General features: G+C 30.7%; 19 protein-coding genes and 1 pseudogene. 16 read left to right on the top strand and 4 right to left on the bottom strand.

The genetic code is table 11. The annotated features are described in order from the left end of the window. Window positions 1-234, bottom strand: a 234-nt coding sequence (locus Q326_RS0113305; protein WP_026894266.1) for a transposase, incomplete at its 3' end; no start/stop codon positions are given. A gap of 240 nt (window positions 235-474) precedes the next feature. Between Q326_RS0113305 and Q326_RS0113300 the strand changes: the two genes are divergently transcribed. Both Q326_RS0113300 and Q326_RS0113295 read left to right on the top strand, forming a co-directional pair. Continuing rightward, window positions 475-1,023, top strand: a complete 549-nt coding sequence (locus Q326_RS0113300) for an RNA polymerase sigma factor (RefSeq protein WP_026895830.1) — start codon at window positions 475-477, stop codon at window positions 1,021-1,023. Beyond that, on the top strand, window positions 1,020-2,357 hold the full coding sequence (locus Q326_RS0113295; RefSeq protein ID WP_026895829.1) for a DUF4179 domain-containing protein: 1,338 nt from the start codon (window positions 1,020-1,022) through the stop codon (window positions 2,355-2,357). Before Q326_RS0113300 ends, Q326_RS0113295 begins: the two co-directional genes overlap by 4 nt. A 154-nt stretch (window positions 2,358-2,511) precedes the next feature. Here the strand turns inward: Q326_RS0113295 and Q326_RS0113285 are convergent, their stop codons facing one another. Further along, the gene (locus Q326_RS0113285; protein ID WP_026895828.1) at window positions 2,512-3,864 is read right to left on the bottom strand and encodes a sigma-54 interaction domain-containing protein; all 1,353 of its coding nucleotides are present in this window, start codon (window positions 3,862-3,864) and stop codon (window positions 2,512-2,514) included. Between the two features lie 354 nt (window positions 3,865-4,218). On the opposite strand from Q326_RS0113285, the gene Q326_RS0113280 reads away from it, so the two are divergent. The 9 genes from Q326_RS0113280 to Q326_RS0113235 all read left to right on the top strand — a co-directional run bounded on the left by Q326_RS0113280 (window position 4,219) and on the right by Q326_RS0113235 (window position 10,818). After that, window positions 4,219-5,337, top strand: a complete 1,119-nt coding sequence (locus Q326_RS0113280; protein WP_026895827.1) for a mandelate racemase/muconate lactonizing enzyme family protein — start codon at window positions 4,219-4,221, stop codon at window positions 5,335-5,337. Between the two features lie 20 nt (window positions 5,338-5,357). Then, a complete protein-coding gene (locus tag Q326_RS0113275) occupies window positions 5,358-6,719 on the top strand; it encodes an APC family permease (protein ID WP_026895826.1) in 1,362 nt (453 codons plus the stop codon). Window positions 6,720-6,788: 69 nt separating this feature from the next. Beyond that, window positions 6,789-7,130 (top strand): UxaA family hydrolase, encoded by a 342-nt coding sequence (locus Q326_RS0113270; RefSeq protein WP_026895825.1) that lies wholly within the window; start codon window positions 6,789-6,791, stop codon window positions 7,128-7,130. A gap of 2 nt (window positions 7,131-7,132) precedes the next feature. Next, entirely contained in the window at window positions 7,133-8,308 is a 1,176-nt protein-coding gene (locus Q326_RS0113265; protein WP_034602310.1) for a UxaA family hydrolase, read from the top strand. 607 nt (window positions 8,309-8,915) lie between these two features. Next, window positions 8,916-9,083 (top strand): hypothetical protein, encoded by a 168-nt coding sequence (locus tag Q326_RS18560; protein ID WP_156936315.1) that lies wholly within the window; start codon window positions 8,916-8,918, stop codon window positions 9,081-9,083. Between the two features lie 4 nt (window positions 9,084-9,087). Next, window positions 9,088-9,330, top strand: a complete 243-nt coding sequence (locus tag Q326_RS0113250; RefSeq protein ID WP_026895823.1) for a hypothetical protein — start codon at window positions 9,088-9,090, stop codon at window positions 9,328-9,330. Then, window positions 9,285-9,728, top strand: coding sequence for a hypothetical protein (locus tag Q326_RS0113245; protein ID WP_245592112.1), 444 nt, complete (start codon window positions 9,285-9,287; stop codon window positions 9,726-9,728). Before Q326_RS0113250 ends, Q326_RS0113245 begins: the two co-directional genes overlap by 46 nt. A gap of 213 nt (window positions 9,729-9,941) precedes the next feature. Further along, window positions 9,942-10,271: a tRNA-binding protein gene (locus tag Q326_RS0113240; RefSeq protein WP_026895821.1), complete on the top strand. Its 330-nt coding sequence runs from the start codon at window positions 9,942-9,944 to the stop codon at window positions 10,269-10,271. Between the two features lie 43 nt (window positions 10,272-10,314). Beyond that, window positions 10,315-10,818, top strand: coding sequence for a peptide deformylase (locus Q326_RS0113235; protein ID WP_026895820.1), 504 nt, complete (start codon window positions 10,315-10,317; stop codon window positions 10,816-10,818). A gap of 92 nt (window positions 10,819-10,910) precedes the next feature. On the opposite strand, the gene Q326_RS0113230 is transcribed toward Q326_RS0113235, so the two are convergent. Then, window positions 10,911-12,467: a phospholipid carrier-dependent glycosyltransferase gene (locus Q326_RS0113230; protein ID WP_026895819.1), complete on the bottom strand. Its 1,557-nt coding sequence runs from the start codon at window positions 12,465-12,467 to the stop codon at window positions 10,911-10,913. Between the two features lie 233 nt (window positions 12,468-12,700). Between Q326_RS0113230 and Q326_RS0113225 the strand changes: the two genes are divergently transcribed. The 5 genes from Q326_RS0113225 (at window position 12,701) to Q326_RS0113200 (ending at window position 19,351) form a co-directional block, all read left to right on the top strand. Then, a complete protein-coding gene (locus Q326_RS0113225; protein ID WP_026895818.1) occupies window positions 12,701-13,612 on the top strand; it encodes a sulfurtransferase in 912 nt (303 codons plus the stop codon). A 301-nt stretch (window positions 13,613-13,913) separates the two neighbouring features. Next, entirely contained in the window at window positions 13,914-15,224 is a 1,311-nt protein-coding gene (locus Q326_RS0113220) for a YeeE/YedE family protein (RefSeq protein WP_026895817.1), read from the top strand. A gap of 159 nt (window positions 15,225-15,383) precedes the next feature. Continuing rightward, complete coding sequence (locus Q326_RS0113210; RefSeq protein ID WP_026895815.1) at window positions 15,384-16,652, top strand: YeeE/YedE family protein; 1,269 nt, start codon at window positions 15,384-15,386, stop codon at window positions 16,650-16,652. Between the two features lie 15 nt (window positions 16,653-16,667). Further along, window positions 16,668-18,365, top strand: coding sequence for an FAD-dependent oxidoreductase (locus Q326_RS0113205; RefSeq protein WP_026895814.1), 1,698 nt, complete (start codon window positions 16,668-16,670; stop codon window positions 18,363-18,365). 176 nt (window positions 18,366-18,541) lie between these two features. Then, window positions 18,542-19,351 carry an ABC transporter permease gene (locus tag Q326_RS0113200; protein ID WP_051531485.1) on the top strand — a complete coding sequence of 270 codons (810 nt, stop codon included), beginning with the start codon at window positions 18,542-18,544 and terminating at the stop codon, window positions 19,349-19,351. A gap of 140 nt (window positions 19,352-19,491) precedes the next feature. Here Q326_RS0113200 and Q326_RS18795 read toward each other — a convergent pair. Next, window positions 19,492-19,680: pseudogene (locus Q326_RS18795) on the bottom strand (IS110 family transposase); the annotation flags it as partial.

The following is a 19,680-nucleotide window of genomic DNA, read 5'->3' as shown; positions in this document are numbered from 1 at the left end:
AAATGTTTCCATTACAATTTTAAGTTTATCTTCTTTTCTCCATCTCTTAAGTCGATTAGGATTACTATTGGGTATTAATTTGCCTTCTATTCTAGCTTTTCTCTTCCACCCATAGATAGTGTTTGTAGATACTCCTGTTTCCTTAGATACCTGTGATACTTTTTTATTTATTGGCGGAGATATTTGCCTTAATATATCTTCAATGTATTCTTTATTATAGCTCTTATTTTTCATATAGATTGTCATCCTTTCTTTACTCACAATTATTATAACATCTATATGACAACTATTCTAACACAGGGGGATAGCAATATTTTGCTATCTTTTTTATTTGTATTGGGTTAATACTAAAGAAATCACATCAAAGGGTAAAATACATATTTGGAAGAAAAAGAAATTGATGTCACAAATATAAGGTGGCAAACGTATTAGAAGTGAAGACTAGTTTTTAATTCAAAAGAAAGGGGTGCAGATATGGAAGAAAAGGTTTTAGAGGAGTCTTTTGCTCAGGGTGGAGAGTATGAGCTCGAGTGTGCCATTGAGTTATATGGGCAGCCTTTGTTACGTTATTGCCATAATATTATTTGTGACTACCACAAAGCACAGGATGCAGTACAAGTAACATTTATAAAAGCCTATAATAAAAGAAAAAGTTTTAAAAAAGGACATTCTTTGTCAGGATGGCTATATGGTATTGCATACAATACATGTATAGATATATTGAGAAAGAAAAGAAGGAGAAAAATATTATTTTTTATACCTGAAGCAAATAACAATACAGAGGATAGGTTTACAAATTTTATAAGCGAGGATTTAAAAAAAGCCCTTTTAAAGCTATCAGGTGGGGAACGTGCATTGATATTTAGTAGAATAATGGATGAAAAAAGCTATAAAGAATTAGAACTAATCTATAAAGTATCTGCTGCTACACTGCGAAAACGATATGAAAGGGCAAAAAATAAGCTGATAAAGGCATTAGAAAAAGAGAACATTTGTTGTAAAAGATTGGAGGAATTCAAATGAAATTTGATCATGATGAGGAGATCATCAAAGATAGATTAAACAATATTCAAACTCCTGAATATGACATTGTTTCAGAGGTACATAAAAAACTAAAGCAAAATGATTTTGTCAGCAAGAAAAAAATAATAAGGATAGCAATGGTAACATGTATTTGTCTGATGTTATCTGTAGGGGTATTAGCAGCTACTATTCCAAGTTTTAATAATATTATATCTATAGTAAGCCCAGAGATAGCAGACATACTTCAACCAATTGGGAAGTCGAGTGAAGACAACGGAATCAAGATGGAAGTAGTTGCAGCATATAATGATGATGAAATGGCAGTAATCTATATAACTATGCAAGATTTAATAGGAGATAGAATTGGTGAATCCATCGATTTGTATAATTACTCATTATCAAAAGGGGGGGGGTTTAATGCCCAGGTCATTAATTATGATAAAGCGAGTAAAACTGCCACATTGCGAATACAAGTAAATGGTGGAGAGAAACTAAATGGTAAAAAACTACATCTTTCAGTCTCATCTTTTTTAAGTGATTACCAAGTATTTGATGAAGTAGAGACAGGAATTGTCTTGTCAGATATAAAAAAAACATGTTCAAAAACAATACCATTGAATACAGAACATGTAGCTGGTGGCAGTGGAAACTTATTTACAATATGGAAAGAGCAAGGAATAATCCAGGTTTTAAAAGGAGATCAAAAGAATATCAAACTCCCTAATATTGACTTTATGCATATTTCAAACATAGGATATATTGATGATAAGCTTCATATCCAGACGAAATGGACAGGTAAGGGCAAAGATGATCATGGTTATTTTTATTTTGCTGATACAGAAGACAATAGGCTAGACATCAATCCATCAACTATTCCCTTTGGAATAGATGAATCAGGGAATACAAAGGATAGAGGAGAGTACCTTGAGTATGTCTTTGACTTGAAAGGTATTGATATTAAAGAAGTTTTATTAAAGGGATATTTTGTATCTAGTGGAGGATATACAGAAGGGGATTGGAGGGTTAAATTTAAGCTTCAATCTGTGAAACCACAAAAAGAAGCTAGGTGTAAATTGGATTTTGGAACATGGCAAGTAGAACGTATTTATATTTCACAATTAGGAGTTACATTATTAGGAACAGGAGAATACGACGATACTCAAATTCCAAAGGTTTACGTTAATATGAGCGATGGAACTACAGAAGAAATAGACTTTGTTACATCTTTTAATAGAGAAGAAAAAATATTCCTTAAATATATACCCAATCTGCCATTTGACAATACAGTGGTAGAATCCTTAAATATAAATGGAAAACAATTTAAATTAGACTAGATTAAAGACAACGGTAAGAGAGAATCTTGCCGTTAATTTATTGAAATAAAGGTGAAGTAGTTGAATATGCAAAGAGACAAACATGATAAAGGAGATATATACGGTTATTATTCAGTGCTTTTATGTCCTATAAGAAAATTTTTTTATTTGCTTTTTAAGTTATATATTTATTAATAAGCTTCAAGGCTCTTGTTTGGCTGATTCCGAGTTGACGCGCAACTTTTCTGCTAGAGGGCCCTTTTTTGTAGGCATCATGGACAAGAAGTCGTTCATAATTGGAAATAATCTGATCAAATGACAGCTCATCCGAAACCTTAGGAATATTGCTGCAATCAACAATTTCAAAAATATTTTTAGGTAAATGTTCAACATCAATTACAATGTCATCAATGGTAACTACTAAGCGTTCAATAATATGTTGAAGTTCTCTTACATTACCTTTCCATGTTGCATTAAGGAGTACACCAATTGCAGCAGGTGATATTTCATGTCTAGCATTATATTTATGTGAAAAAGTATTTAAAAAATAATAAATCAAAGGCTCAATATCTTCTTTTCTCTGTCTTAGTGGAGGAATATGAATATCTACTACATTAAGACGATAATACAAATCTTCTCTAAATTGACCTGAGGCAACCATTGACTTAAGATCTTTATTTGTTGCAGAAATTATTTTCACATCAACTTTTTTTGATTTATATGTTCCTAAAGGTGTAAATTCTTTGTTTTGAATCACATGCAATAGTTTTGCTTGGGCATTATAAGGGAGTTCAGATATCTCGTCTAATAAGATTGTTCCTCCCTCTGCAGCTTCTAATAGACCTTTTTTACCAGCATTTACTGCTCCAGTGAATGCTCCTTTTTCATATCCAAAAAGCTCTGATTCTATTAAATTGCTAGGAATGCTTGCACAGTTAACATTGATGAAAGGTTTATCCCGTCTTGGACTTATGGCATGCATATATTTAGCTAATAAACTTTTTCCCGTTCCTGATTCTCCATAAATAAGACAAGTAACATCAACAAGACTTATTTTTTTTACTAAATCAATTACTTTTTGCATTTTTTCACTTTTATATATAGGTATCAAGTCTGTACTATTTTTAGTACTGAGACTAGAGGGATGTTGAGTATTATATAAGTCTCGTTCATAGATAGGATCTCGGACATTCATTACAACATATTTTATGTTATTGTTCTCATCAAAAATTGGGGTAGCGATTGTTAATAATTCAGCATCAAGTAGGGTTTTTTGGCGTATAGCATGGGGTTTTTTGGTTTCAAATACGATAGGGAGTATGGATGGATCCCACCATTTGGCATCAATCAAATCAAAAAAAGATTTGCCAATTAAATCTTGGGGCTCACGTCCATAGTGTCTTCTACATGATTCATTAACATATACAACTCTATAATTAGTATCCCATACAAAAACTTCATCATACATATGGTTAATTAATTTATAGAACGTAGTACTATCTAATTTACAGTTTATATTATTAGACATTAAAACACCTCATTAGTAGATGATTTGAATAAAGATAATATAAATTTTATAAAAAACACATTATAATATGCATTGAAAATTTAAATATTATTAAATATTATAACGTATAGTTATTTTTATAGCAAATAGCATATATGATAAGAATATGTAAAAAATATAAATGTGTTTTTGAGTTTAAAGCAATTCACATAAGTGAAGTGCTTTCGACTCAGAATTTTATAATTGATTTATGATTGTTTTCTCTCGCCGCCAAAATTAGACATTTTTAAACAAACTATTTATGAGGTTTTAATGGCATAATATTTGCACTATAAATATAAATGTCGATCAAAAAATAAAGTGAGGAGGGAAAATATGAAAATTACAGATGTCAAGGTTATTTGCTTACGTGTACCTTCAAAAGGAGAAAGATGTACATGGGGCGAAGATGCAGTTATTGTAAAAGTATATACAGATAAAGGTCTTGTAGGAATAGGAGAAAGTGATAGCTCACCACTTGTGGTGAAAGGAGTGATAGAAGCACCTGGGTCAAATCTATACTGTTATGGGCTTAAGGAAATTTTGATTGGTGAAAATCCATTAGAAATCCAAAAGTTGTATAACAAAATGTATTGGTCATCAAATTATTTAGGAAGAAGAGGAGCAGGAATTCATGCAATCAGTGCCATTGATATTGCACTCTGGGATATTGCATCACAGTATTATAATGTACCAATATATATGCTTTTGGGTGGAAAGTATAGAGATAAAATTAAAGCCTATGGAACTTTTATTCCAGCAGATGAACCAAATAAAAATAAAGATATAGCAGCAAGGTTGAAGGCACAAGGGTTTAGAAGTATAAAGTTTGGAGGAGGTATACTTGGAGATGATCCTATTACAGATTGTAAAATTGTAACCGCTGTTAGAGAAGAATTAGGTGATGATTTTGAACTCCAAATTGATCTTGCAACGAAATGGAGAACCTATGGCCATGCAACAGGGATGTTTGAGAGATTAAAACATTTAAATTTAAATTGGATAGAAGAACCTATTATGGCTGATGATTTAAGGGGTTATGCAAAATTATCTGGTCAAACGTCAGCTAAAGTAGCTGGTGGAGAGTCTCTAACAACTAGATATGAATTTAAAACTTTTATTGAAAATGCTCAGCCAGATATTGTACAGCCAGATATAACCCGTTGTGGTGGTATTAGTGAAATGAAAAAAATATATGACATTGCTCAATTAAATGGAACAAAAATGATTCCACATGGGTTTAGTACAGGTATACTTCTTGCTGCAACAGTACAATTTTTAGCAGTAACAGAGCAAGGCGACCTTATAGAATATTCACAAAGCAATAGTCCGTTGTTTACAGACCTTGTTAAAAATAGAATTCAATTTAAAAATGGATATGTTACAGTTCCAGATTGTGTTGGATTAGGTGTTGAATTGGACGAAGATTTAATAAAAAAATTTGAAGTTAAATAAGCTATGAGGAGGTTTTTATAATGAGTGAAAATGTTTCCAACAATACGCTGCATACAGGTGCTATGGGAAAATGGACATTACTTGCAATGAATGTAGGTAATATGATTGGTGCAGGTGTTGTTACATTGGTTGGACAGGCAATGGGAATGACAGGACATTCTTTGTGGCTTGCCTATACAATTGCTTTGATATTAGGTGCCATATATAATATTCCAGTTTTATTTGTAGGAAGTACGTTGAGATTTGATGGTGGTCCCTATGCATTGATCAATACGATGCTTGGGAAAAAGTTTGCTGGAATATATGTAGTTAGTTTTTTTATGTATCTTCCTAGCATTGCACTTTATGCTGTAGGATTGGGCACATATGTTAAATCAATTTTTCCCAATATTCCCATTCAGGTTACAGCAGCAGTAGCACTTACAGTTTTTTATTGCATTAACTTATTTGGGGCAAATTTTCTTTCAAGAGCACAAAATTTTTTAGTAACATTTCTTTTAGTTGGGTTAGCAACATTTGCTATTATGGGTATGAGTAAAGTTGATTTTACATTACTTTCTCCAGCTCTAAATGATAACTTTATGCCAAATGGATTTAAAGGTCTATTTAAAGGCGCATTTTTGCTTATGTTCTCCACATATGGAACATATATGGTTATTTTTTTCAGTCGACATTCTAAGCAGCCTAAGAAGGACGTTCCATTTGCAATTATTTGGACGATTGTTGCAATATTCTTGTTTTATATTCCTGTTTCCATAGTTGCATCTGGTGTGCTTCCAATGAGTGTTGTTGCAAATCAGCCACTTACATTTGTTGCTAGAGAGATACTTTCTAAGCCAGTATTTATTTTCTTTATGATTGCGGCACCTTTTATGGCATTATCTTCGACTATTAATAGTTGCATGTGTGCATATACAGAACCTCTTTATAAAGCTACAGTAGATGGTTGGCTTCCTAAAAAGTTTGGCGTTACAAATAAAAATGGCAGTCCCTGGATGATTATAACAGTGGTGTATTTATGCTCTATGATCCCCCTTGTGCTTAAGTGGGATATCAATACTATTGCAAATACATTGCTGCTCACAGATCTACTGATGGGAATTCTGATGATGATTTCTTTTGCTTTAATTCCTAAAAGGTATCCTAATGCATGGGCTAACAGAGAGTGTCTGAAAAATGTTCCCAATGGTGTATTTTATACTGCAATTATCTTGGCTAGTTTGGTTCAGATTGCAATTATTATTAATTCTATTGCATCTATTAAGTTATATATAGTTATTGCAACAGCAGTGGCATTTGCAATCGGAATTGTTCATGCTATTAAGAAAGAAAAAGACGGCGATATTGTTGTTCCTTCTCTGGAAGATGAAACTAAATCCTAAGAATTTAGATTATCCAAATATTAAAGTAAAAAAGTATTTATAAATAATATATATTTAGGAGGAGAGCCAATGACAAAGAAAATGATTATAATGGAAGATAATGACATTGTTGCAACTGCCCTTGATGATATTAAAAGCGGAGATACAGTGCATATTATGTCTAGTAATAATCAAGAGTTATATACTATACTAGCAAAAGAGTCTATACCATTTGGAAACAAAATAGCTTTATGTGATATTAAGAAAAATGAAAGTATCATCAAATATGGTGTCTGTATAGGAGAATGTACGAAAGATATAGAAAAAGGGAAATTGGTTCATGTTCATAATGTTAAAAGCTTAAGAGTGGATATACCTAAATCTTATAAAAAAGAAATTATCAAGCAAATGAATATAGATATGGAGGGATAGTCATGGAATTTATGGGGTATAAAAGAGCAGATGGAGCAGTAGGGATTCGAAATAAAGTATTGATTATTTCTGTAGATGAATGTTGTGAAGGAATTGCACGACACATAGCCAAAGGATTCGATGATGTTGTTTTATTAACTAATTATTATACATGTATGCTTGGTGGTAATGAAGAAACATTTAATCAGATGGTTGAAGTTGCAAAAAACCCCAATGTATCTGCATGTCTAGTCATTGCAATGGGATGTGGGAGCATTTCATTAGAACAAATTATGTCTCCAATATCAAAAACAGGTAAGAAGGCATTAGGTATCAATTGCATAGAAAGTGGTGGAACTAAAAAAACAATTGAACAGGGAAAACAAATGATGCAGGAACTTGTTAAATATTCTAACTCATTTCAACGTGAGCCTGTCTCAATAGAAAAGTTAATAGTAGGTGTAAAGTGTGGTGGCTCGGATACAAGTTCTGGAATTGCATCCAATCCAAGTGTAGGAAATATGGTAGACAAGTTTATTGATCTTGGAGGAACTGTTATTGGTGGTGAGTTAATGGAACTTTTAGGATGTGAGGAAGTACTTATACAACGTTCTAAAAATAGAGAAGTTGCTGAAAAGATTGTATCTTTAATAAAAAACGAAGAAAGTAGATGGAGTGTAGAAGGAACTGAAGTTGAAACAATGAGTATTGGAAATAGTATTGGTGGCCTAACAACCCTTGAAGAAAAATCCATGGGCGCTTTGCATAAAATGGGAAATAGGCCTATTTTGGATGTATTGGAGGTAAATAAGAATTTTATTGATAAGCCCAAAGAACCAGGTTTTTATTTATCAGAAGCGACTATGTTATGTGGTGGATCAGGAATTAATTTTTTATCTTTTGGAGCTCAAATGATTGTATGGACCACAGGAGGAGCTGGATTCAATAACCCACTTATTCCTGTAATTCGTGTCAGTGGTAATGAAGATTTAATAAACGATGATATTGATGTGGATGTAACAGGAATAATGAAGGGCATTGAAGGAATTGATGAAGGAGGAGATAAAATAATAGAAAAAATCCAGCAGGTTGCCAATGGAGCAAATACAAATATAGAAGGATACGGGGAATCAAGTATGACACTATATCAAAAAGATCAACGTGTTGAGAAGCTTTTAGATATTAATTGTAAAAGGTAATGTATTGATTGAATTACTAATACTGTATAAATAATATGAATTTATATTAAAGCCATGTAGCTTTGGATATTTTTCACAAAGCTACATGGCTTTTTATAGGCATAAATACTGAACTTAGTGACTATATAGAAAATAGTTATATTATGCATAGAGATATTAATTTAAGATACACCCAAAAATATCCTGATATTTATATTGAAAAAACTCAAGATTAAGTAGTAACTATAACAATATTTTTCAAGTATCTAATTTTTAATATAATTATTTTTTTATGAATTTTTATACAAAAATACATGGATATTACAATAAAGGAGGAGTTTTGTATATTTGTATGGAATAGATTAAATATGAAAAAGATCATAAATAAGTTTTTTGAAATCATAAAAGATAATACAAAAATACAAAGAGTCATAACTTTACTACATATGTACTATGGGAGTATTTGGAACATAAATTTTTATAACTTCTTTAATGGGAAAAGTGAAAAAGGGAAATAGGAAGTTATCTGATACTACTAAGCTATTTTAAAGAGCAAATTTGAAGACAATTTATTAAAAATACATAAAAGATGAAATCAAAAAATTAATCTGATTTAGGAGGTATTAACATGTATAAAGACAAAGAAACAATATATATTAAGGCTATTAGTCCAGTGTATGCAGGAAATGGACAATTATTATCAAATGTTGGGTATGGATATTTTGAAGAAATAACAAAAGACAAATGTTTACGACAAGGTATAGATAATTCTAAAATACTTAGAAAAAGAAGTTGAAGAGTTGAAAGAACAGAAAAAATTAGACAATATGACTGAAAGTGAGAAAAAGTTATATATACTTGAAAAAAATTGTGATTCTAAAGAGAGAAGTGAAAAATTAAAAAAACTATTTGCAAATAGGGAAAAAGAAAAACTTGAACAAAGAGAAATAATAAGATTAGCAAAATTAATTAAAGAAGATATAGAAGATGATGGAAAGTGGAAATATTCCCTGGGGAGAAAAGGAAAAAAAATAAACTTATAAAAAGAATTGAAAAAATTTGTGAGATACTAAATATAGATTTACCAATAAAAAATAATCCTAGTAGATTTATTGAAAATGAACACAATATAATGAATCCACTATTTGTTGGAATGAAAATAAAAAAACCAAGAAAGGAAACTGAAGTAATAAAAATTGATGAAGAAGGTTTTTTTTATAGAATAGGAAAGAAAAATAAAAAGAAAGTTACTTATGAAGAAATTCAAGAAGCAATTAAAGAAATAAAAGAAAAAGGAAAATTAACTAGGCAATGGTATAAAAATAAGTTTCCTAAAATATCTAAAAGTAGACCCTGCAATTTTACTACTATTGGTGGCTTACTAGTTAAATTTCAATTAGCTAAATATGAAAACAACAAATATAAGTACAAAAACAAATAAAGTCATTGTGAGAAGAGAGCCAGGTTTAGATTTTAAATCTTTTACCTTCTTTACAAAATTAGATTCCCTTAATAGTTGTACTAAAAATATATTAATATTATTGTATAAATGGTAAAATAATTATGAATACAAGATGTATTATAGACAACAAATGGTCGTGTGAACCACAGATTGAGGCTATGGATTAAATATATTGTATTAGGAGTGATGTAAATGGCCACATTTGATGATTTTTTGAAATTAGATATTAGAGTAGGGGAAATTACTAAAGTTGAAAACTTTAAAAAAGCAAAAAAACCTGCATATAAATTGTGGGTAGATTTTGGTCATGAAATAGGTACAAAGAAGTCCAGTGCACAAATTACTGATTGCTATAAAATGGATGAATTGCTGGGAAAACAAGTCTTAGGGGTAGTAAATTTTCCACCTAGACAGATTGCAGATTTTATGTCTGAAGTATTGATATTGGGTGTATATGCTGAAGAAGGTGTTGTACTGATTAAACCAGATCATCCAGTAAAAAAGGGAGATAAATTAGGTTGATTTTTGTATTGTTAAATATTGAATTTATATAAGGGGGTAAATAATGGCTATAAGGGAAATATTGTTATTAGGAAATGAAAATCTATATAAGAAATGTAAAGAGGTGTCGGAGTATGAGATAGATAAAGCGGAACAGATAGTGAATGATTTACATGATACTATAATGGATTTTAGGAAGTCATATGGGTTTGGAAGGGCTATAGCAGCACCTCAAATTGATGAATTTTTTAGGATAATATATATATATTTCAATGGTAGATCGATAGCTTTGATAAATCCTAGGCTTGAGTTTGAGGATGATGAAAAATTTGAAATGTGGGATGATTGCATGAGTTTTCCTGGTTTAGAAGTAAAATTATATAGATATAAAAAATGTAAAATTTACTATAAAGACTTGGATTGGAAGGATTGTGTATTAGATGCAATAGGGGACTTGTCAGAATTAATACAACATGAATATGACCATCTTGATGGTATATTAGCTGTTCAAAGGGCTATTGATGGCAAATCGTTTAGAATCAATAAAAATAAAGCACAGTGCTTTTAATAATACTAAAGAAAGATTAAGGTATATAGTATTATGTTATAGGATGAAAAATTATAAAATTCAGAATATATAAAGTGAATAAATAGCCATGGCTATTTATTCACTTTATATATTTTTATCCACCAGTCTCTAGTATTGATATATCTTGCTATTCTTATTCCATAGATATTGTCTTTGAATTTATGTATTAGAGTACATTTAGTATTTAAGAAATTTTTCATGTCATTATAATAGAAATATGGATTACCATATACTCCATTCCATATGGGCCTAGCATTATATATATAATCCATCTCTTCAGAATATACTATATATTTAATTTCACGATTATATATATAATCTGAAAAACTCATATTATACTTCTTTAAATAAGACAAATTTCTATAGTCATATAACTTTCCATTTTCAAAATAGTATTCACTATTGAGATTAGCCAAAACAGTATCGTCTTTTTTGATTATCCTTCCTATTTCGGTGAGATAGTTGTCATAGGAAGTATCTAAATATGGCAGTATATTAATGCTTGTAGTAATAATAAGTGATATAGATACTAGAGCTATGCATAAAGCTTTCCATTTTTTACAATCTCTTATTATATAGACTGTCAACAAATAGAATGCTGGAAATAGAAAAATTATACTGGTTGCATTAAATCTACCTATTGAAATTATTCCTATATTCACAGATAGAATGACTAAAATCATAGAGATTAGATACTCTTTTTTAGATTTATTCTTAGTAGAGAATATTTTTATTAATGTTATAAATAAAACTGTAACAAATAGATAGAACTGGAATTTGATATTAGGGGTATAGTATGTGCCACTAACACCATAATAGAGTTTCAAATAGAAATTTTTTATTTGTTTAAATTTCGATGTTATCGGTTTAAGTACTCCAAACTTACTTCCATAATTTGCATAATGATTCAAAAAGTTTGGATCAAATTGAAAGCTTATTAAAACAAAGCATGTGGCAAATAAAGATACTATAGAAATATATATGGCTATATTTTTAGATTTCAATTTTTTTGTAATGAGAATATGATATAAATACAAAGTTCCAAATCCAAGAGATATGATAAAGCTATTGGGATGTATACCTATACTCAGGCCAATTAAAATTCCTATTATTATATCTCTATAATAATTATTGATATCATTATTTTTATAAAAAACATATAACCCTAATACAAGGACAAAGAGTAATATTATCTCTTGTCTTGCAAAATGTGATGCATATATATATTGAACATCTATAGATAATAAAAAAGTTGAAAATAGAGCAAAGTTTTTTGACTTAAATAAAATGTAAGATAACCTGTAAAAGAAGAATAATGTCATAGTTCCAAATATTAAAGATATTAATCTAAAGGTAAAAATATTATAGCCAAATATCTTCAAAAAGAATATTTGGATTAAATGAAATAAGGATTTGATAGCATGTGGATTTCTCTCATATAAGTCAAAAAAAGTTTCTGTAACAGAAAAACTTTTCTTTTCTAAGATATTTCTAGATAGACCACTTAACCATGGCTCATCGGAGTGAACAAAAGGAAATTTAGTTAAAAATATTAAATTTAATATAAAATATATTGCAATTAGTACTATAAAAATCCTTCTGTTTAAATCAAATTTATTTTTGATCATTTTTTCACCTCATAAAATAAATATAATCATTTCATGAATCTATAAATACTTTTCAATTATAACATTTCCTATATATTATTTTGTTATAAAGTTTATATTTAATAATTAAATACTATATTAAAAATAGTTATGACAGGTACCTTCAAATTTAAAGTATAATTATGTTGTATATAAATTAACAATTTATTGTTTAAGTATTTGCAAATAGCATTAATAAGAATGGAGGGTAAAATATGAAAAGGTTATCTAAATTGTTATTATTTATACTTATAATGGGAATTATGTTCATGAATGCTGGATGTAGTTCATTTAGTGGGGAAGAAGGAACAGAGATTATTGATGCCAGTGAAGCAGTAAATTTACTTAGTCAAGAGGATGTTGTGATAGTTGATGCTCAAAATACTAGAGGTTATTCACAAAATCATGTTAAGAATTCTGTTAATATTGCTAGAGCAGATATAGTAATCAATGAACCTGTACCAAATATGCTTGGGTCAAAGGAACAAATTGAAGAAGTCATGAGCAAAAATGGTATTTCTAATGATTCCACAATTATAGTTTATGATAATAATAACAACATGGATTCAGCAAGGTTATGGTGGACTTTGAAGGTTTATGGACATGAAGATGTCAAAGTTGTCAGTGGTGGATTAAAGGCTTTGGGTAAGGCTGGTGCTGAATTTACCAAAGAACTACCCAATATTTCCCCTGTAGAATATACAGCTAAGGAAAAAGATACAAGTATGATTGCTACTATCGATGATGTAAAGGAGCAAGTAAACAACCCTAAAGAAAATGTGATGTTAATAGACACTCGTTCTCAAGAAGAATATGATGCAGGAACTATTCCAGGTTCTGTATTGATGAATTATATTGACAATAATTATAACGATGGCACTTTTAAATCAGTTTCTGATATTCAGACAATGTATTTAGATGAGGGGCTCATACCTGAAGATACTGCTATTATGTATTGTAAAACTTCAATTAGAGGTGCCCAAACATACCTTGCACTTTACAATGCAGGATATACAAATCTTAAATTATATGATGGTGCATGGGTTCAATGGTCTAAGGACAGTTCTTTACCAGTACAAAGGCCAGAGAATACTAAAGTAGAGGTAAATCAACAAGATATGTCTTAATGTTTTGATTCACTTAAAATACTGAATTCTTTATGGTGAGTTCAGTATTTTAAAAAATTTTAACTAATAGAAAATTATTTGATATCATTTTTTCTTATCCAGTATTACTTATTCAAAGAATAGAAGTGTCTTGAACTATGTTACAATTATAACACGTTAAAATAATAACACTTAAAAGGGAGGGTTATTATTAGCAATATAGTGTTAAAATTATATCTTTGATTTAAGCATTAGCGTTAATATGAATGTAATGCTTAGAATCTTTTAAATTAGAAAATAATTGATTGGAGGAGGTAAAAAAATGAATAAACTAGAAAACATCTTGGGATTTATAGGTATTTTATTAGTATTAATTTTTGGGAAAATGTTTCTAAAGACAGATATGTTATTCTTTAGACTTTTAGTTGGTTTGGGATTAGGATATACCCTTACAAGGGCTTATACAGGCTTTGCAGGTAGTGTTAACCGTGCATATAATACTGGATCAACAAAATTGGCAAGAACTATGATGTTTATGTTTTTCATTACAGCTTTATTAAATGCAGCATTTTTATTTAAAGGAGATCCTAGTAGTTATGGACTTTGGATTAATCCTATTAACTTAGGATTAATGTTGGGGGCTTTGCTATTTGGATTTGGGATGTCATTCTCTGCATGCTGTGCCTCAGGGGTACTTACTGATTTAGCAACAGGATTTCCTAGGGCATTTGTAACATTGATATTTTTCGGTTTAGGTATATTCATTGGATTTCCAATACAAAGGACTTCAAGTTTGGTTAGAAGGTCTTGGTTTACCACAGAAGTAGGTCAAAAGACAGCTGGGGGAGTTTATTTGCCAGACCTGTTTAAATGGGATGGTTTTGAAGGTTATATAGGAGCTATGATAACTATTGCTTTATTAGCTAGTTTAGTAGCTTTTGTAGCATGTAGGTATGAGAAATATCGCAGGAGAAAGAACACTTACATCGGTCATCCAATGGAAGAGATTCAAGAGAGTAAAGATTATGTTTTAGGTATAGTAGACTCTAGTTCTTTAGCTACTAGTCAAGGGGCATGTGCCGATGAAGACCATGCATTTTTTAGTACTGCAAACTATAATCGTTTGTTTATAAAACCTTGGACTTTGAAACAAGGGGCAATGGCTATGAGTATTATATTTGTACTATTAATGGGTATTACAAAAGCAGGATGGGGTGCATCTACTCCTTATGGGATTTGGTTTGGTAAGTTTTTAATGATGTTTGGGGTTTCAGCTGACTCATTAGCTTCCTTTACTAAAATGTCATCAAGTGTTTTTGAATTACCATTCTTTGAGCATCCGATTACAGTACAAAATGTTGGCATTTTGATAGGAACTATTTTTTATCTATTAACTGCTGGTAAGCTAAAAAAAGAATTTATGTCAGAAATGCATATAACAGTAAAAGAAGTCTTTTTATTTGCATTAGGTGGTATAACCATGGGATTAGGAACACGTCTTGCTAACGGTTGTAATGTAGGGGCTTTATATACACCTATAGCTAATTTTTCACTATCAGGATGGATATTTTTAATATTTATGGTTATTGGTGGAATTATCGGAAATACATTTGCCAAAAAGGCATCAAGCTAACCACTTATTATATATTGCTGAAATATCAATAAGACATACAGATTTTACTTATACAGCATATAAAACACGATATACAAAAAATTTAATATCTAGTATATACTGTAGTGCGATAAAAGTGAAGTGCTTTGCCATATCAAAAAAGATAAATGGAGGACAAAAATGAAAAAAAATAGCAAAACACAAACTATAATAGCCATTATAGGCATTATACTGATTGGATTTTTTGGATTTTCTTTAAGTAGTTCTAGTTCTAAATTAACTGTATATCTAATTACAGGGATTATCTTTGGTTATATTCTAACTCGTTCAAGATTTGGATTTGCTGGAGGAATTAAGAGAATTTATATAACTGGAGAGGGAAGTCTTACCAAAGCATTGTTAATAATGTTTGGAATAACTATAATCGCAATGGCAGGAATACATTGGGCAGCTGTATCAACTGGAGCAGAAGCTATTCCAGGATATGGTTCAGTAAGGGCTTTGAATTTAGCAGTGATAATTGGAGGCTTTATTTTCGGAATAGGCATGATGTTAGCTGGAGGATGTGCATCAGGAACATTGACTGATTTAGGAGAAGGGGCTATCCGTGCTGCTATCGCTCTTGTATTCTTTGTAATTGGAGCTGTTCCTGGTCATGGATTAAGATATAAATTTGACCAATCTTTGTTGGGAGATATTTCTACAACAGTCTATTTACCAGATGTATTTGGATATGTAGGAGCTGTTTTGGTTTCTCTCATATTACTTTTGGGTCTTTATATTATTACAAGGAAGTATGAAGATATTAGAAAAGTAGAAGGAACCTTTGAAGAAACAGCATTTTCTGATGATGAACTACCTTTAGAAGAAAAAGAAGAGTTTAAATTATTTAGTTATAATACTTACCATAAATTCTTCGTTGAAAGATGGAATTTTCTTTTAGGTGGATTATTAATAGCTATTATGTTTGTATTTGTTATAAACACTACAGGTAAAAGTTGGGGAGTTACTTCTGCCTTTACAAGATGGGGAGTTGCTCTTTTACAAAACTTTGGATTTGATTTTAATACCCCTGCCTTTGCAGATGTAGTAGAGAAGGTTGATGCAGGATTACTTAATGATGGGGGTACAGTAAGAAATTTAGGAATCATCTTTGGTTCAGTATTGGCTCTTTTATTAGCTGGAAAGTTTAAATTTGATTATGATTTTAATTTTAGAGATGTTTTACTCTATGCATTAGGTGGATTTATGATGGGATTTGGAGCAAGATTTGCAAAAGGATGTAATATTGGTGCTCTATATGCTGCCATTAGTAATTTCTCTTTACATGGTTGGGGGTTCTTAGTAGCTCTTTCATTGGGAGGAATTGCAGGGTTAAAATTATTTGAAGGCAAATTAAATATCATACCACCTACAAGACATATGCCTAAAGAAAAGATTAATAATTAAGAGGAGGAATAAATTATGGGTAAAAGAATTTTAGTTATTGGAGGAGTTGCTGGAGGTGCTTCAGCTGCAGCAAGGGCAAGAAGAATAGATGAATCAGCAGAAGTAATTATGTTTGAGAAGGGACCAAATGTATCATTTTCTAACTGTGCATTACCATTTCATTTAAGTGGAATAGTAGAGAATAGTGAAGATCTAGTGTTAATGTGTCCAGAGAAATTTAAGAGTCAATATAATATAGAGGCTAGAGTTAATAGTGAAGTAGTTAAGATAAAGAGAGAAGAAAAGAAGATAGTAGTAAAAAATTTAGAAACTGGAGAAGAGTATGAGGAATCTTATGATAAATTGGTATTATCTCCAGGAGCTAGAGCAATACTTCCTAGAAGCATTGATGGAATAGATAAGCCTAATGTGTTTACAGTAAGAAATGTAGTAGATATTAAGAAACTTAATGACTACATTGTAAGCAATAATATAGAAGATGTAGCTGTTGTTGGTGGTGGATTTATAGGAGTAGAGGTAGCAGAGAACTTACGATTAGCAGGAAAAAATGTTAGCTTGATAGAGGCTCAAGATCAAATCATGAATCCATTTGATTATGATATGGCACAAATCCTTCATAAAGAGATGTTGGATAAAGGAGTTAACCTTGTATTAAGTGATGGAGTACAAAAGATTAATGAAGAATCAGTAGAGTTACAATCAGGCAAAGAAATACCTGCAAAGGCTGTAGTAATGGCCATAGGAGTTTGCCCTGAAACTGGTTTAGCTAAGGATGCTGGCCTTGAGATAGGAGATACTGGTGGAATTAAGGTTAATCATAACTATTTAACTAATGATAAGGATATATATGCTGTTGGAGATGCTATAGAGGTATACAATCGTCTAACTCATAAGAAATCAAGACTTGCCCTTGCTGGTCCAGCTCAAAGACAGGCGAGAGCAGCAGCAGATCATATGTATAATATACCCCATAGAAATAATGGAGTAATAGGTTCTTCTGTAGTTCAAGTATTTGATTTAGGAGCGGCATCTACAGGATTGAATGAAAAAACTGCAAAAGCAGCAGGAATTTCCTATGATTTTGTATATTTGATTCCTGGAGATAAAGTAGGTCTAATGCCTGAAAGTAATCCAATGCATTTCAAATTGCTATATGAATATCCAACTGGTAAAATACTTGGAGCTCAAGCAATTGGAAAAGGTAATGTAGATAAGAGAATAGACGTTATTGCAACAATGATATTAATGGGTGGAAATCTAGAAGACCTAAAAGAACTAGAATTATGCTATGCACCACTATTTGGAACTGCAAAGGATGTAGTAAATCATGCAGCATTAGTAGCATTAAATATCTTAAATGGTCAGTTTAGACAAATCCCAGTATACAAGGTTAGAGAATTAGTAGAAAATGATGCATTTATCATAGATGTAAGAGAAGAAGATGAATATGCAGAAGGACATCTTAAAAATGCAATAAATATTCCATTGAGCCAATTTAGAGATAGATTAGATGAGATTCCAAAGGATAAACCAGTATACTTGCATTGTCGTTCATCTCAAAGAAGTTATAATGCACTAATGGCATTGCAACATTTGGGATATGAGAATGTATATAATATCTCTGGATCATATTTAGGAATTTGTTGCTATGAGTATTTCCAAGATCAAGTAACAGGAAGAGAAAAAATAGTTACAGAATATAACTTTGAATAAAAGTTTCTTTATCTAAATCAAGTTTAAATTTCTAAAAGATTGTATTTTATTAGTAAGGCAACTGGGTTATACTCATTAGCCTTACTAATATATTTATACGGAGAAAATATATTTTAGTGTATAATGTAGAGGAGTACTATGTTAAAAACTTATTTGATTATATAGGAGAGTAATTTATGGGCTTAAACAAACAAAAGGGTTCAAAAAATACAATAAAAAAGAATAAAACTGAAAAAACTTTGACTATAGTTACTTGGGTTGTGATTTTAAGTGTGTGGTATCTAATAACTAAATTACAGTTGGTTTCGTCTACATTAGTACCATCACCATATAAAGTGTGGAATACTTTTATTAGTATTTTAAAAGATGGTTATAATGGAGTTCCTCTTTGGATACATCTTGGAGCCAGCTTTAAAAGGTTATTTTTAGCTTTAGGGCTTTCGATTATAACTGCAATTCCTATTGGGTTATTGAGCGGATATTTTAGCAAAGTTAAAGCAATTGCTGATTCGATAGTTGAGTTTTATCGTCCATTGCCACCACTTGCCTATTACACATTACTTATATTATGGCTTGGTATTGATGATACATCAAAAATAACATTGTTGTTTTTAGCAGCCTTTGCACCCATATATATTTCTTGTGTATCTGCTGTTAGAAAAATTAATGAGGATTATGTATTGAGTGCTAAATCCTTAGGTGCAGATCAAAAAAAGATATTTTTTAAGATAGTATTACCTGCATGTTTACCCGATATTTTTACAGGTATTAGAACAGCAGTTGGTGTATCATATACTACTTTAGTTTCTGCTGAAATGATAGCTGCTACTTCAGGTATAGGCTGGATGGTATTAGATGCATCAAATTTTTTAAAAAGCAATGTCATAGTGGTTGGTATTTTAATAATGGGAGTAACGGGTATATTAATAGATATGGGATTACGTTTCATAGAGAAAAAGATTGTTTTTTGGAAGGGTTATGTATAAATCCTAAAAACTGAGAAGCAATCTGGTAATATGTCAAGATAATATTTTAAAATAAAACAAAAGAAATGTTTAAAAAAGGGTAACCTTAATAGAACCTATGGTTTTTGCAAAAAAAAACAGGTTTAGGATAGGAAAATATTTTATTGAATCTCTCCAACTTTATCATTGGAGTAGATTTGATTTTTAGTCAGCAAGCTAAAAATCAGGCGTACTAATTTACGAGATGTAAGTGCGAGTGCTCTTTTGTGCTGGTGAGTAGTTACTTCACCATATTTTTTGTAGTAATATTCTTTGTACTCAGGATTGAGATTTTTAACACTGTTAGCAGC

This window comes from Clostridiisalibacter paucivorans DSM 22131 (assembly GCF_000620125.1).
In the GTDB taxonomy this organism is placed as follows: Bacteria; Bacillota; Clostridia; order Tissierellales; family Clostridiisalibacteraceae; genus Clostridiisalibacter; species Clostridiisalibacter paucivorans.
This window is presented reverse-complemented; position numbering and strand designations above follow the sequence as displayed.